General features: G+C 30.9%; 15 protein-coding genes. 1 reads left to right on the top strand and 14 read right to left on the bottom strand.

Annotation, left to right across the window (positions count from 1 at the left end):
* Window positions 1-1,042 (bottom strand): glucosaminidase domain-containing protein (locus tag RWO76_RS06960; RefSeq protein WP_314354942.1); only part of this gene is annotated, 1,042 nt, incomplete at its 3' end.
* Between the two features lie 153 nt (window positions 1,043-1,195).
* Here RWO76_RS06960 and RWO76_RS06955 point away from each other — a divergent pair.
* The gene (locus tag RWO76_RS06955) at window positions 1,196-1,756 is read left to right on the top strand and encodes a class I SAM-dependent methyltransferase (protein ID WP_314354941.1); all 561 of its coding nucleotides are present in this window, start codon (window positions 1,196-1,198) and stop codon (window positions 1,754-1,756) included.
* A gap of 34 nt (window positions 1,757-1,790) precedes the next feature.
* Here RWO76_RS06955 and RWO76_RS06950 read toward each other — a convergent pair whose 3' ends face one another.
* From RWO76_RS06950 to RWO76_RS06890, 13 genes are all read right to left on the bottom strand, one after another.
* On the bottom strand, window positions 1,791-2,777 hold the full coding sequence (locus tag RWO76_RS06950; RefSeq protein ID WP_314354940.1) for a glycosyltransferase family 2 protein: 987 nt from the start codon (window positions 2,775-2,777) through the stop codon (window positions 1,791-1,793).
* 3 nt (window positions 2,778-2,780) lie between these two features.
* On the bottom strand, window positions 2,781-4,259 hold the full coding sequence (locus RWO76_RS06945; protein WP_314354939.1) for an oligosaccharide flippase family protein: 1,479 nt from the start codon (window positions 4,257-4,259) through the stop codon (window positions 2,781-2,783).
* 185 nt (window positions 4,260-4,444) lie between these two features.
* Window positions 4,445-5,263 (bottom strand): LicD family protein, encoded by an 819-nt coding sequence (locus RWO76_RS06940; RefSeq protein ID WP_314354938.1) that lies wholly within the window; start codon window positions 5,261-5,263, stop codon window positions 4,445-4,447.
* Window positions 5,264-5,267: 4 nt separating this feature from the next.
* Complete coding sequence (locus tag RWO76_RS06935) at window positions 5,268-6,068, bottom strand: LicD family protein (protein WP_314354937.1); 801 nt, start codon at window positions 6,066-6,068, stop codon at window positions 5,268-5,270.
* A 173-nt stretch (window positions 6,069-6,241) separates the two neighbouring features.
* Complete coding sequence (locus tag RWO76_RS06930) at window positions 6,242-6,808, bottom strand: hypothetical protein (protein WP_314354936.1); 567 nt, start codon at window positions 6,806-6,808, stop codon at window positions 6,242-6,244.
* Window positions 6,809-6,819: 11 nt separating this feature from the next.
* The gene (locus tag RWO76_RS06925) at window positions 6,820-7,527 is read right to left on the bottom strand and encodes a hypothetical protein (RefSeq protein WP_314354935.1); all 708 of its coding nucleotides are present in this window, start codon (window positions 7,525-7,527) and stop codon (window positions 6,820-6,822) included.
* 5 nt (window positions 7,528-7,532) lie between these two features.
* Window positions 7,533-8,414 (bottom strand): ABC transporter ATP-binding protein, encoded by an 882-nt coding sequence (locus tag RWO76_RS06920; protein ID WP_314354934.1) that lies wholly within the window; start codon window positions 8,412-8,414, stop codon window positions 7,533-7,535.
* Window positions 8,415-8,610: 196 nt separating this feature from the next.
* Complete coding sequence (locus tag RWO76_RS06915) at window positions 8,611-10,638, bottom strand: SIALI-17 repeat-containing surface protein (RefSeq protein ID WP_314354933.1); 2,028 nt, start codon at window positions 10,636-10,638, stop codon at window positions 8,611-8,613.
* 144 nt (window positions 10,639-10,782) lie between these two features.
* Entirely contained in the window at window positions 10,783-11,757 is a 975-nt protein-coding gene (locus tag RWO76_RS06910; protein ID WP_314354932.1) for a DNA/RNA non-specific endonuclease, read from the bottom strand.
* Window positions 11,758-11,774: 17 nt separating this feature from the next.
* Complete coding sequence (locus RWO76_RS06905; protein WP_314354931.1) at window positions 11,775-12,428, bottom strand: uracil-DNA glycosylase; 654 nt, start codon at window positions 12,426-12,428, stop codon at window positions 11,775-11,777.
* A complete protein-coding gene (locus tag RWO76_RS06900; protein WP_314354930.1) occupies window positions 12,425-12,922 on the bottom strand; it encodes a dihydrofolate reductase in 498 nt (165 codons plus the stop codon). The genes RWO76_RS06905 and RWO76_RS06900 overlap by 4 nt, the downstream gene beginning before the upstream one ends.
* An 18-nt stretch (window positions 12,923-12,940) precedes the next feature.
* Window positions 12,941-13,885 (bottom strand): thymidylate synthase, encoded by a 945-nt coding sequence (locus RWO76_RS06895; protein WP_314354929.1) that lies wholly within the window; start codon window positions 13,883-13,885, stop codon window positions 12,941-12,943.
* A gap of 18 nt (window positions 13,886-13,903) precedes the next feature.
* Window positions 13,904-15,793 (bottom strand): ABC-F family ATP-binding cassette domain-containing protein, encoded by a 1,890-nt coding sequence (locus RWO76_RS06890; protein WP_314354928.1) that lies wholly within the window; start codon window positions 15,791-15,793, stop codon window positions 13,904-13,906.
* Between the last annotated feature and the right edge of the window lie 15 nt (window positions 15,794-15,808).

Raw genomic sequence — 15,808 nt, 5'->3', positions numbered from 1 at the left:
AGATTGTTGAATTTAAACTTAATCCATTTAAGCTTAACAACTCTTGAATTGGTGTGCCTGTTTTTCTACTAATCGCATATAAGCCATCTCCACTCACAACTGTATAACTTCCACCTGTTGTTTGTTCTGAACTAGTTGTAGCTGTTGTTGATGTACTTGACACTACTGATGAAGAGTTGCTATTTGAAGTTACTTTTAAAACTTGACCTGGATAGATTGTTGAATTTAAACTTAATCCATTTAAGCTTAACAACTCTTGAATTGGTGTACCTGTTTTTCTACTAATCGCATATAAGCCATCTCCACTCACAACTGTATAACTATTTCCACTTGTAGCAGTTTCTTCTTTACTAGCAATTTCTTCCGCCATATTAACAGCTGTTTCAGTATCGTATTTTGTTAAACCAAATTGTTCAATAATACGATTTAATTTTGAAGCATAAGCAGTATCAGTTGCATATCGACCTGTTAAATACGCTGTAGCATCTTGATAACTATTTGTCTTACTCTTCCAAGCACCAGAATAAAATAATGGTGCTCCTGAAATACCGTTGACAATTTTATCAGCATAGTCTTCTAAAGATTCTTGATAAGATGGATATTTTCTAAAATTCGCATGAATACTATAATAATTTTGTCCACCACTATCTTCAAGAGTTTGCATATTAACAGATTGACCATTATAGCTTCCTTTTACCCCAAATAAATTATGATTTGGAGCTTTCGATAAAGTACTTGTTCCCCATCCAGATTCTAAAGCAGCTTGAGCAATCATGACTGAAGCATAAATATCTTTTCCACGTGCTACATTTTGAGCTGCTGGAATAATATTACGTAAAAATTGACTCGCAGCAGTTGAAGCCTCAACCACATTAAAATTAGCAGATAACAATTGTTCTACTGGAGAAACATATAATCCCACACATGCAGTAGTTCCCATTACAATTAATGATCTTTTTAATGATTGATTCATCATTTGTACTTTCTGTATTTGTTTTTCTTTTTTTATTCTTAAAATTCGTTCATTTCTAGTCTCTAACATTTCTTAACCTCCTACTTCATTCACTATCCATTATAGGAGAAACTTTTTTGATTCATAGGGGAACGTTGCACGAACACAGCATTCGTTGTATACTCTTAACAACCGTAAAGTTTTTGTAATAAATGTTAAAGATTTGGTAAAGGAGTTCTAAATATGATTCAAAATGCCCAAAAATTCAGCCATTACATGTTACAAGAATGTATCAAAACTGGAGACTGTGTTGTAGATGCAACCATGGGAAATGGAAATGACACGATTTTTCTTTCAAAGCTTGTTCAATCAGAAGGAAAAGTCTTTGCTTTTGACATTCAAGAATCAGCACTAATTCGTACAAATGAAAAAATTCAATCATTAGATACGAAAGAAAATATTCAGCTCATTTGTGACTCCCATGCAAATTTATCCACTTATATTCAAGAACCAATTCAAGCTGCCATCTTCAATTTAGGCTATTTACCAGGAAGTGATAAATCAATTATTACTACTCCCGACTCCACCATTCGAGCGATAGAATCCATAATGGAACGATTAACAATTGGCGGTCGCATTGTATTAGTCTGTTATTGGGGACATGAAGGTGGAGATACAGAATTATCTCAATTACAAAAGTTTCTTCCAACATTAGATCAACATGAATGGACAGTGTTGCAGTATCAATTTATCAACCAACAAAACCAACCACCTATTTGCTTTGTCATTGAAAGAAAACATTAAAAAAGACTTTTGCACTCGCAAAAGTCTTTCTTCATTAATCATGATTTTTCTTATTCTTTTCCATATTCGCCAACATCAATTGTCGGTATAAATGAACATTTATTTTTAGTGCTAAGGCAGCGATTCTTCTACCCTTTTGGAAAATAGTATTTTTAGCAATTTGAATAGCATTTTTCTTTAGATAGTCCCTAACCAGTTTAAATTGATTTATTTTTTCAAAATCACTTTCTAATATCATTTTATCAAAGATATAAAAATAAGCATATGATAAACGGAAGAATGCTTCATTTATTATTCTTGGATACTGTTGTTGCACCAAATCATAAAATTTTTGATAAACATCTAAATACACTAAATCTCTTTCATGATAAGGATTTGTCGTTAAACTTTGATTACGATGATAATAATAATAATAAGGTTTCGTATGAACGACATATTTCTTTGCAACTTGCACAAGTTGTAGATGATAATAGGCATCTTCATAAATTTTTCCAACTGGAAACTCTAACTGATCAGTAATTTCTTTTCGAATTAATTTATTACCAAGTGTTCCTTGTACTCTTTGTCCAATTAAATATTCTCTTAAAAATTCCTCTTGATTGTAAACGAAATATAAATTTTCATCAGAACATTGAGGAGTTTGAGAATTTTGGTAAACATTCATGACACTACAACTTGAAACATCCGCATTTTCAGCAATTAACTGTTCATATAAAGATTGAATCATCTCTTCATGAATATAATCATCTGAATCAACATATATAACATAATTCCCTTTAGCTAATTTCTGTGCCTCATTTCTTGCAGTAGAAACACCACCATTTTTTTTATGAATGACAACAATCCGTGAATCTGAGGCTGCTAATTCATCACAGATATCACCACTCGAATCTGTTGAACCATCATTAATTAACATAATTTCTAAGTTTTTGTAACTCTGATTCTGGATGGATTGAACAGCTTTTCTTAAATATTTTTCTACATTGTAGACCGGTACAATGACACTAATCAATTCGTTCATCTTCTACCCCTTTTTAAGTACTTTACCTTTTACAGCATTAATAACGTCATAAAATATTTCATCTTTCACTAATGCCAATAAACCAACATAATATATTACACAAATCACAATAATCATAAGAATATTTAATAATAGAGCTCCATTAACAATCATTGGAACTGGATGAATCCATTCAACTAATCCATAAATAATGAAAAATCCTGATGAATACAGAACATATTTACCCGCATGAATAAATAATTTTCTTAAATCGATTAACTTATTATTGTTGATTAATAAAATATCTAATGTGATAACTAATAATTCAGCTACAATTGTTGTTAAAATATACCATTCTGGTTTTGTAATCCCAACAGCAGCTAGAATTGAATTCAACACTAAGTTTAATCCTCCACCGATAAAGTAGAACATCGTTAATTTATTTTCATAACCTTGTACAAAAATAATTTGATTTTCTAAAATTAATGCCATTGCCCATGGAATGGAACGAAGAGCAAATAGGAATACACTAAAGCTAGCATCTAAATATTGCTCCCCTGCATATAATACAGTCGCATGACTAGCTAAAATAGCTAATCCGAAATTTAAAGGCGTAATACAGAACATAAAAATTCTACCGCCTTTATTCACTAAATCATCATAAGCTTTCTTGTCATTAATTCCTAGATAATAGCCAAGTCTTGGAATACTAACACTCACGGCTCCACTAATGACTCCAGAAATAGAAAACACTAATGTTTGAGCAATTGTGTAATACGATACATATTCTGGTAAAGCAATTCTTGATAAAAAGATTCGATCTAAATACGTATACAACATACCTGCATTTGCTAATAAAAGAATAGCAATCAACGGCTGAATCACTGCTTTGACATCTTTCCATTTAACACCAACAAAGTGGACTTCTTTTTTAATCCAGAAGAAACTTGCTAAATAGTTTAACAGTGTTGCAATAGACATTAAAAAGGCATACGGTACAATATCATGCTCTGTTTTTACAAATGTAAAAATAGAAACAAGCATAAAGATTCGAATAAATAAAGTCTTATACAAAATAAACGTGTAATTTTCAAATGCTTCATTCATCCATTCAATATTTAAAAACTGTGCAAATACTTGTATCGCCATAATGTAATACAATGTTTTTAATACGGGAGCACCTTCCATTTGGAATGTGATAATAAAATAGACAATTGTTGTAATAACCGTACAAAATAAGGAAATATAAAAGAGTAATGAAAAGATTCGATTAATCTCTTGTTTATTTTCCTTTGCCTTACTAATAGCTCGAATTCCATAATTATAAATTCCTAAAGTTGCAAAAGGGATAAATAAACCGATGAAAGTATTCGTAATATTGAAATACCCATACTCTGTTTTATTTAAAATTCTGGCAATATAGGGACCTGTAATTAGTGGAAAAACAATATTTAATACTCGCATTAAAAGGTTTGCGATAGCATTTACTTTAATATTTTTCATAATTCACCTCATTTTACTGGAGATAGTATAGCAAATTCGTACAAAGATAGAAACAAATATCCTAGATATTAAACAATTCATAAGAATTGAGAAGTAATTGTCCTTACTATCCTCTTCTCCTATACTTTCATAGACATAAAAAGAAGGCTGGATAAGCGTCCAACCTCTTCTTAGACTTAACTCCATTATTGTTCATCTTTACGATAAGCTTGCAATAAATGACTCTTATAATCAATTTCTTCTTGAGAAGGAACCGTCATATAGTCCCCATAAAATTGAGAAAGAAATACATCATACTCTTTTGGTGCAGGCACCATCATATCTTCAAATGGTAATTCAATCAATTCTTCAAAAGTTCCACGAGGGAATGCTTCTTTTCGACCATCTTTACCGCAACCAACAAGACCTTCATATTGTCCATCTTCTTTACGATATTTTTTAATTAAGGCATCGATACGATTTCCAAACCAACGTGGATTTACGATTCTTAGCGCATACCACATGATTTTACGGCAAATATCTTTAATAGCACTATCTCCATATTGAACATATTGTAATTTAATGTATGCAATCATTCGTAAAGTTGCCATTAAATGAGCCTTATCAATTAATTTAATATCATCATAACGTTCAATTGGAAAGACATCTACGAAAACACTTGTATCGTGACGTTCTACTTTAATATGATCTTCTACAACTGTTCGTGTATCTATCACTACTAAGAAATTTTGAAAATACCAATCAGATGTTTCCTTACTTAAAATTTTATAATAAGGGTGTTGATCTTTTTCAACTGCTTGAATAAATTTATCATATTCAGAACGATACATAGAAATATCAATATCATCATCCCATGGAATAAACCCTTTATGACGAACAGCTCCTAATAATGTTCCATAACTAACGAAATAACGAATATCATTTTCCTTACAAATACGATCAATATATTTTAAAATATCTAGTTGTGTTTGCTTTAATTCTTCTTTTGTTAAATAATTTGGCATTATGCTACTCCTCTTCTTTTAGATAAACATCCAATTCATGTGGATTGGTCTGTTTCTCTACTGGAGGTAATGTTAAATAATCTCCATAATATTGTGTTAATAATCGGTCATATTCTTTCGGAATTGGCAATACATGTCCTTCGAATTCTCCATCAATGACATCATCGAAAATCCCTGCTTCAAATACTTCTTGTTCTTTTAATTTAGAACCTAATAAACATTCATATTTTCCATTTGACCTAGTATACTTCTGAATAACTTCATCAATTTTATAAGCAAAAAATCTAGGTGAAATAGGTGATAAAACTACCCAGAAAAAAGTACGAATCAAATCCTTAACCAAGCTATCTTTATATACAATATTTTTATGTTTACTAAACGATAACAGTTTGAAACTTTCTAATTGATAAGTTTTATCTACTGCTTTCAAATCATCTATTCGATCATAAGGGAAAATATCGATAAAAATTCCACTCGAATAAGTTTTTCGATTTCGGTTGTCTGTTATAACTGTTTGATTATCTACAACTTTGATAAAATTATTAAAATACTCTTTATTGGTCTCTAAAGAGAAAATATCATATTGAGATGAAGAAAATTCACGTTTAAAGCGTTCATAATCTTTTCTTGGCATCATAATATCAATATCATCATCCCATGGAATAAATCCTTTATGACGAATAGCACCAATTAATGTTCCATAATTTAGAAAATAATGAAGTTTTTCCTTCTTACAAAACTCATCAACTGCTAAAAGAATGGCTAATTCTCTTTCTTTGACTTCTTCTATTGTTAATTTTTTCATTTAAAAATCCTCTTTTATTCAGATATTCCTTGATGATTATAGCACAAAGAGGCAAAACAATAAATACACAAGGGAGTATTTGAAAAAGGTGCATAAAAAAAATTAAAGTAAAAATAGAAACGTTCCTAAAAAAAGAGCCTTTCTTTTCTCTTCGAAAGGCTCTTTCACTTTGTTTATTTTCCTTTTACTATCGTTACATCCGTATAAGCATCCACTTTAATGATACTTGAACTTGTTTCTTTTGTTTCAGGTTTTTCTGTTAATTTAGCTCCATTATTCAACATGATGTCGTATTTTCCATCAAATGTTTGAGGAACATTTACTTTTACTTCTCCACTAACAGTATCTAAAAATACTTCATAAGGGTCAGCATTTTTACCTAATTCAACCGTAATTTTTAATGTATCTTTTCCAAATTGAGAAGTATATAATCTAAATCCATGTTTTGAAATTGGAATATACAATCCTTCTTCGTTTGATTTTGTATCTTTAATTGTATTCATAGAAGTTTTTGAAATTTTCCCTGATACGGTTACTTTTGTTTGAGGATTAGAAGTTTCTACAATCGATAATTCCACATTTTGCTCTGTTCCATAAATTTCTACTTTTTGTTTCGCATTTTCTTGTAATTCCCAAGTTTGTATAAAATCAAAATCTGTTTTTGCGTTACTATAAGTCATATAAAATGCAAAAGCTACAATGACTAAGAAAAAAACGATAAATGGTAAAATTTTCTTCATAAGCTTTCTCCTTATTTAAATTCTCGTTCACTAAATAAATAATAACTAAAAATAAAGTATAAGACACTAAAAATGAGAGCAATCATAACGGATGGCGTTAAAAAGTTTCCACTACCTGTAATTCCCTTTAATTGGTTAAAAAGTAAAAAATGATTTAATAATTCAGGATCAATAACGTTATCCATCACAAAACTCATTAAATTATCAAATAATATGACAATTACTATATAAATTAATTGCGCATAACTAACCTTATCTACATAGTTAAAAATGAAAATAGACAGGAACATAATACATAAATAATAAGGATATTGATACACTGCCATATTCCACACTGCAGAAAGAGAAACACTATCTGCAAAAATTCCTCTAAATACTGCTACAGATAAATAAGCAACGAATAAATGCGCTGTTGAATATAGAACCGTCGTCACAACTTTATAAACAAATAAAGACAAACGACTACTTGCTTTAATAATTTGTGTATTAATGGTTCTAGATACAAAGTCTTCTCCCCAAACGAACAAATCCACTGCAATAAAAAATAATGGAAGAAAAACTGTTGAAGACGATAAAGTGATGATGACTCCAGTATCCCCACTCTTTTCTCTCATCACAAATGTAAACAAGAATTCTAATAAAACACATAGAAATATTGAGATAGAAAAGACTCTCTCTTTTCTAATTTTATAAATATCCGCTTTAAAATTTGAAATCATTACTCTTACCTTCCTTCAACCAAATTAAAATAATATTCTTCAAAAGAAACTTGTTCCTTATAAATCTCAAAAATTTCAATCTGATTTTCTCTTAATAGATCAATAATCTGATTATTCGTAAGGGATGTATGGTTCACTTCGATTTTGTCAGGTAAAAGAGTACAGTCACACTCATTTGCTGTTAAAATTTCAATTGCTGTCTCATTTATTGATGTTGAAACGATAATTTTTTTAGCCAATGAAGATAATATCGTTGATTTTGAGTCTTCCTGAATAACTTTGCCTTTACTCATAATGACATAATCATCTGCAATGAGATCTAGTTCAGATAAAATATGACTGGAAATTAAAATTGTAATATTAAAATCATTTTTTAACGTTGCTAGAATATCACGAATATCTTTGATACCTTTTGGATCTAATCCATTAATCGGTTCATCTAAAATTAATAATTTTGGTGAATCAATAATGGCTAACCCAATCGCTAATCGTTGTCTCATTCCTAAAGAAAAATCTTTGGCTCTTTTCTTTGAATCTACATCGGCTAAACCAACTAAATTTAATACTTCCTCTATTTTTTCATGAGAAGGATTTTCTCCACAAAGTATTAATTGATAATGTAAATTATCATAAGCAGAAAGATTCAAATGAAGTGCTGGTGATTCAACAATCGAACTTAGTTTACAGCCTTTTAGACCAATAATTTCTCCAGAATCTTGTTTAATTAGTCCCGAAATAATACGAATTAACGTCGTTTTTCCTGCTCCATTTTCACCAATTAAGCCACAAATTCTACCTTCATTAATATTGAAAGATACATTATCTAAGGCATGATGTTTCACATATCGTTTATGAATATTTTTCACTTCGATTAAAGATTGACTCATGTATTCACCTCATTATTTTTATAAATAAACTATTATTTGTAATTGGTATCGTTTACTACAAACACCATACTATCACTTTTTATGAATATTACAAGAAAAAAAGACTTTTCGAACTAGCTTGCTACATTCGAAAAGTCTTTAATTTTTTATTTAAAATCATTTGAATAAATACTTATTCTATACTGTTAAAATCTATCTATTTCATATCTTTCTTCTTGAAATTTAAACTTAAAACACCGAATAAACTTAAAATGCTAGCACTAATTGTATAATACACACCATTATACGATGAACCTGTTTTTGGTAGACTTTGTTTACTTGAATTTACAGTTTCTACTGGTTTTTGTACTTTAGTTTGAGAATTAGTCTGTTCATTATTCAATACTAATTTAGGTAATTCAGGCTGTACCTCCGGTTCACCTACCTGATTAATCGGTCTATTATACTCTGGTACTTCAAGAGTTAAAGGGTCACCTTTCATACTTATCGGTCCATTATATTCTGGTACTTCAAGAATTAAAGGATCACCTTTCATGCTTACCGGTCCATTATATTCTGGCACTTCTAATTTTGGTGCTTCATTTGGTACTACTCCACCGTTAAACTCTGGTACTTCTAGAGGTTCTGGCTTTCCTTTATCAGTAACAACTTGTAGTTTATAACTAAAAGTCACTGGATTAATTCCTTTTTCAATGACTAAACTATTTGGAATTTTTTCTGTTTGTAATAAATAAGTTTGACCTTTATAAGTTATTTCATTTGGAGGAGTTGCTACAGTAACTGTAGTTCCTTTATCACTTTTCTCGCTAGTAATTGTAGGAGCAATTTCATTTCCTTTTTCATCAACAAATTTTTGTTGTACAACTCCAGTATCAATTAGTTTTTTATAAGTTACTAAATGATAATTTGCAGATACAGGTTCCATTAATTTTTTGTAGTCCACATTTTTTAAAACATCTTTTTTCGAGAAATAATGATTTTGAATTTCACCTCTTACATTATCTATAAAACTGTAATTAAATTTTTGAGAAATTCTTCCCTCAGGAGTTACTTTCCCCTCATAACTATTGAGTTGAAAATCTGATGTATCATTTTGAATTCTCACCTGTTCAGGTGCATTCATATTTTCATCACGGATATCCGAAGATTTTATTACTTCCTGTCCATTAAATACTGAAATATTAATAACTTTAGCATATAAATCTTTTAGAGAAATGGGCATACCGGTTGAATCTTTGTAAAAATATTCTGTAATTACATTAGGATTTGCCTCTTTTAGATTAGTTGATTTAGAGAGATCTGAAAAAATATAAATTCTTTCAATCATCTTATCTGTTATTACATCAAAATACTCAGGATTATTCGCAAGTCCAAAATTATAAGTACGCTTTACTTCAATAGTATCAATGCCAAAAGTTTTTCTGAGATAGCTTTCATCATTTACTTTTATATTGTAAGAAATTGTTTCTCCGTCTTTTACTTTCAGAATGTAAGAATCAACAAGTTTATTTAATCTTTCCTCTTGAAGTGGTGTTAAATTTATATTATTTTTATATAATATAGTTTTTACTTTTGTAGGTACCGTAGTGATTGGACTATTTACAATAGAATCTGGTCTTCTTAATATAGCTCTTTTTCCTTCAACAAAATGAACGTCCCCTTTGTCAGATTTAAAATCTGAAAATTCTACTGTCTTGTTAAAATCTTCATCAAATTCTCTTGAATTTAAATGATGGACTAAAAAATGTTTCATTGAATTATTATTTACGTAAAATTCTCTTATAGAATTTATTTCTTTTACTTTCTCTTGTCTTGCTAATTCTTCTTTTCTTGCTTCTTCTAAAGCTTTAATTTGTTCATCTACTTTAGTTTCTGCCTTTTTCTTTAAAGTAGTTTCTTCAGTTTCTGATTTTGCTACTCCAACTACTTCAACTGGCTTTTCTTCAACAGAAACTCCAGCCTCTTTAACCTCTTTAACTTTATCTGTCAATTCAGCTTCCTTAACAGGAACTGTTTCTTCTCGAACAAATTCATCCTTTGCCTCAGATTTCCCATTTGAACCAACATTTTCTGTTGGATTTGTATTAGTTTCTTCAGCTAATACAAAAGTGTTACTACCTAGACTAACAAACAAAGAAGATGCTAATATAATTCCACTTACTAGTCCTAATTTGGTCTTTTTTAAATACCCATGCCCTTTTAGTTTACTAGATAATTTATTCACCGTATATTTCTCCTTTTTCACCCTAATTCCCCATAATTAAGCTAATAATAATCCAATATCATTGAAATGTAAAGGCTTTATGTTAAAAAAATAACATTCTTAGTTTATAAGACAAAAAAGACGACATTGTCGTCTTTTTCCACTCTATTCTTTTTCAGCATGAGTCTTTCCTTGTGCTTTTGCTTGGGATTCACTCATTTCAACTACTTTTGCTTGATTTGTTTTTGCTGGCATTCGTTTTTTGTCGTACCAATATGTCGTTGCTTTCCCTTCATTTGCTACATATACTGTACGATCATTTTTTCTTTTTGCTGTACTCTTTGTTGTTACTTGAGGTTCACTCTGAGTTGTTTCTTGAGCTTCACTTGTAATAGTTGGTTCAGCTAAACCAGTTTGATAATCCAATGTTCCATTTGGTGCATCATTATTTAAAATAACTCGAGTGGTTCCATCTTCATTCACTTCTTCAAGTGAACTATTCAATTGAATAGGAATCAATCTTCCATTAGCAGATATTCCAGCATATTGTAATTCTACTTGGCGTGGAATTAATTCTGAATCTGTATAAAGTGGAGTTACTCGATAATCTAGCCATGCGTTTTTATTTTGTTTTAACCATACAGCTAATTTTTCTTCATAAAACAGCATTCCTGCAGGATTTTTTTCATCTGTACCTGTCATACTTCCTGTATTTAAATACGCTGTCATGGGTGTTAAGTTTCTAAGTTCATCATTTAATCCACTAAATTGATAACCAACTAAATGACCACGATTCATAAACCAAGCTTCTTTTCCTGTATAATCCACTGGAAACTTAAAGTTATGCCAGCCTACTGGATCTACATTAATTCTACTATCTCTTTCTTCTGTTGGTTTATCATCATATCGTAATTGAATATGCGCTTGAGTCGAACGTTTATAAGAATCCAATTCTCCTAATACCATTTGTTTTTCTCTTTTAAACGGTAAAAGAGCTTCTGGTAAATCATGAGATTGATCAATCTGGACGGTTGTGGTCGTTGTTTCTTCTTGAACTCCTTTTTGAGTATTCGTTGAACAAGCCGCGAATGTTAAAGAGGTCATCCATAAAAGAAAGAGTTTAAAAAAGCGATTTTTCATATCATTCTCCTTTTATTTTATTCCTTCCAACAAATAGGACTTTGTCCTTGTTGGATTAAGATCTCATTTACTTTGCTAAATGGTTTACTACCAAAGAATCCTCGATAAGCCGATAATGGACTTGGATGAGGAGCTTTTAGCAGAACATGATTCGGATTTGTAATCAGTTTTTCCTTATCCTGAGCTGGTTTACCCCAAAGGATAAAAATTACTGGATGATTCAATTCATTTAAAGCGTCAATTAATCGATTGGTTAATCTTTCCCATCCCATTCCTTTATGACTATTTGCATTTCCTTCATCTACTGTTAACACGGTATTTAACAATAATACTCCTTGTTTTGCCCAATGAGTTAAGTCTCCTTCTGTTGGAAGCTCTCCTCCGATATCCTCTTGTAATTCTTTATAAATATTTTTAAGGGATGGTGGAAGTGGAGTTCCCTTTTGAACAGAAAAGCTTAATCCATGAGCTTGTCCAAATCCATGATAAGGATCTTGTCCTAAAATGACGACTTTCACCGATTTAAATGGCGTAAGTTCTAAAGCTCTAAAAACATTTTGCTCTTCCGGAAATACTCTGACTTCTTGTCTTCTTTTTTGGACAAAAGCTTGTAACTGCTGATAATACTCTTTTTGCATTTCTTCAGCTAAAATTTCATTCCAAGTCGTCATGCTTCATCCTCTATTTTTTGATAAATTTCAAAGGTATGTGGATAAATATTTTTTTCATCCACTGTTCCATCCATACTTTTAACTTTTACAAATTTTTCCCATGGAAAATCTTTTGGAAAATACGTATCACCGTCAAATTGTTCATGAATTTTTGTACAATAGAGTGTATTCACTTGATGTTTTAAAGAATCAAATAATACAGCTCCACCAATAATGTAAATATCTTCATGTTTAGCATCTTCGATTAACGTTTCAACATCTGTAATTAGTTCTGCTCCATTTGCATCATAATCTGCAACATTGGAAACAACAATGCTATGTCTTCTTGGTAATAATCTCTTTCCCATACCTTCAAATGTATTACGTCCCATTACAATCGTTTGATCTAATGTTACTTCTTTGAAAAATTTCAAATCATTTGGTAAATGCCATGGTAAAACTCCTTCTTTACCAATCACACCATTTTCATCTTGTGCCCAAATATAAATTAACATGCAATTTCCTCCTTTAGATTAAACAGCAATCGGTGCTTTAATCGTTGGATGACATTCATATCCTTCTAATACAACATCTGCAACTTCTAAATCATATAATGATTTTTCAGGATGTTTTAACACTAATTGTGGTAACTCATACGTTTCACGACTTAATTGAAGATCTACTTGTTCTAAATGGTTTAAATACAAGTGCGCATCGCCTAAAGTATGTACAAACTCTCCAACTTCTAATCCTACTTCGTTTGCAATTAAATGTGTTAATAATGCATAGCTCGCAATATTAAACGGCACCCCTAAAAAGACATCTGCACTACGTTGATATAATTGACAGCTTAACTTGCCATCAGCTACATAAAATTGAAACATTGTGTGACATGGAGGCAATGCCATACTTGGAACATCTTCTGGATTCCATGCAGAAACTAATAATCTTCTTGAATCAGGAGTTGTCTTCAACATTTCAATCACTTGTGCTAATTGGTCTATCGTTTCTCCTTGAGTTGTTTTCCAATGTCTCCACTGTGACCCATAAATATTTCCTAATTCTCCATATTTTGCAGCAAAATCATCATCATTTAAAATTCTTTGGCAAAATGTTTCTAATTCTTTTTCATACACTTCTTTAAAAACTGGATCTTGTAAACTTCTACGACCAAAATCTGTCATATCTTCTCCAGTATAATCAGGTGACTCTACATAACGTTTAAAAGCCCACTCATCCCAAATATGATTATTATGTTGTAATAAATAACGGATATTCGTATCTCCTTTAATAAACCATAATAACTCACTTTTAATAAGCCCAAAAGGAACTCTTTTAGTCGTTAAAATTGGAAATCCTTTTGATAAATCAAATCGCATTTGATAACCAAAAATACTTTTTGTTCCTGTACCTGTACGGTCTGATTTTTCGATTCCTTCTTGTTTAATTTTTTCTAATAATTCTAAATATTGTTTCATTTGATGAACTCCTTACTATTAAACTAACTCAGCTAAATATTCCCATCTTTCATAGGAATTAGCTAATTCTTGTTCTAATGTTTCTAATTGTGTTTGTAATTCTTGTAATTTAGCAAAGTCTTGTGCTTGTTGATTCATTTCTTCTTGAATTTCTTCAATTGATTCTTCTAATCCAGCGATTTTCCCTTCAATTTCTTCCCATTCTTTTTTCTCATGATATGTCATTTTTTTAACTTTATCTGAAGTGGAAGTTTTTGAAGTTTCTATTACTTTTGGAACTTCTACGGTGTTAGTAACTTCTACGGTTAACTTCCCTTGTTTTTCTAAAAAATCACTCATAGAACCATAATACAATTCTGTATTTCCTTGTCCTTTAATCACAAATAGTTGATCCATTGTTTTATCTAAGAAATAACGATCGTGAGAAACTACAATAACTGCACCATTAAATTCTTCTAAATAATCTTCTAAAACGGTTAATGTATCAATATCTAAATCATTCGTCGGTTCATCAAGTAATAAGACATTTGGCTTCGTCATTAATAGACGTAATAAATATAATCTTCTTCTTTCTCCACCTGATAATGTTCCAATCAATGCCCCATGCATATATCGAGGGAATAAAAATGTTTCTAGTAATTCTGTAATCGAAGCTACTTCACCATTTTTTTGTCTTACTTCTTCGGCATATTCTCTTAAATATTGCACTAATTGCTTATCCATTGGAATATCTTCATCTTGTTGCTTATAGTATGCTAAGCGAACCGTATCTCCAACGGTCATTTCTCCTTCACTAAACGGATACAGCCCAGCAAGAGCATTTAGGAAAGTAGATTTTCCAACTCCATTTTCCCCAACAATTCCAATTCTGGCTTGGCTTTGAATAATCCACTCTAATGAGCGAACAATTGACTGATTTCCGATTTGTAAGCTGACATCTTTTAATTGAAACACTCGTTTTCCAATTCTTGTTTGATCAAAGCGAATAGCTAGTGATTCTTTAGAATCGGTTTGTTTCACTTCTTTTTCTAATTGTTCAAACCGTTGAATTCTAGCTTGTTGTTTAGTTGTTCTTGCTTTAGCTCCTTGTCTCATCCATTGTAATTCTTGTTGGTACAAACGTTGCTGTTTATGAGACATCTTTTGCGCAATTTGTTCTCGTTGAGATTTTTGTTCTAAGTAGGATTGATAATTCCCATCATAGGCTTCAATTCTACCTTGAGTTAATTCAAACATATGGTCTACAACACGCTCTAAGAAGTAACGATCATGAGTGACTAATAATAAGGAACCTTTGTAGGAAGCTAAATATTGTTCTAACCATTGAATGGCTTGCATATCTAAGTGGTTGGTCGGCTCATCTAATAATAATAAATCCGGCTCTTCCATTAACACTTTAGCAAGACCAACTCGTTTCTTTTGTCCACCAGATAATGTAGCAATTTGTTGATGAATATCTTCAATCCCTACATGCTGTAAAATGGATTTAATTTTCACTTCATACTGCCATCCATCTACTTGATTCATTTTTTGTTCCAATGCTTCAAATTGTTTTAAATATTTTTCATCTTGTGGATGCTGTTGTAATTGTTCGACACTCCATTCATAATCATGAACTAATCTTAATAGTGGATTATCTGATTGATAAATGGCTTCAAACACCGTATGTTCAGGATTTAAAGAAGGATTTTGTGAAAGATACCCAATTCTAAAATCATTTGAACAAGTAATCGTACCACTTTCTGCTTCATCTATTCCGGCTAAAATATTTAATAGTGAGCTTTTTCCTGTACCGTTTTGACCAATTAAGCCGACATGTTCTCCTTCATTAATAATGAACGAAACATCTGCTAATAATGTTTTAGCACCATATGTTTTTTTCAAATGATCTACACGAAAATCTTTCATAATACTCTCCTTTTA

Origin of the sequence: uncultured Granulicatella sp. (assembly GCF_963521425.1) — a bacterium.
GTDB lineage: Bacteria > Bacillota > Bacilli > Lactobacillales > Aerococcaceae > Granulicatella.
Note: the sequence above shows the minus strand (reverse complement) of the source record. Positions and strands in the feature narration are given on the sequence as shown.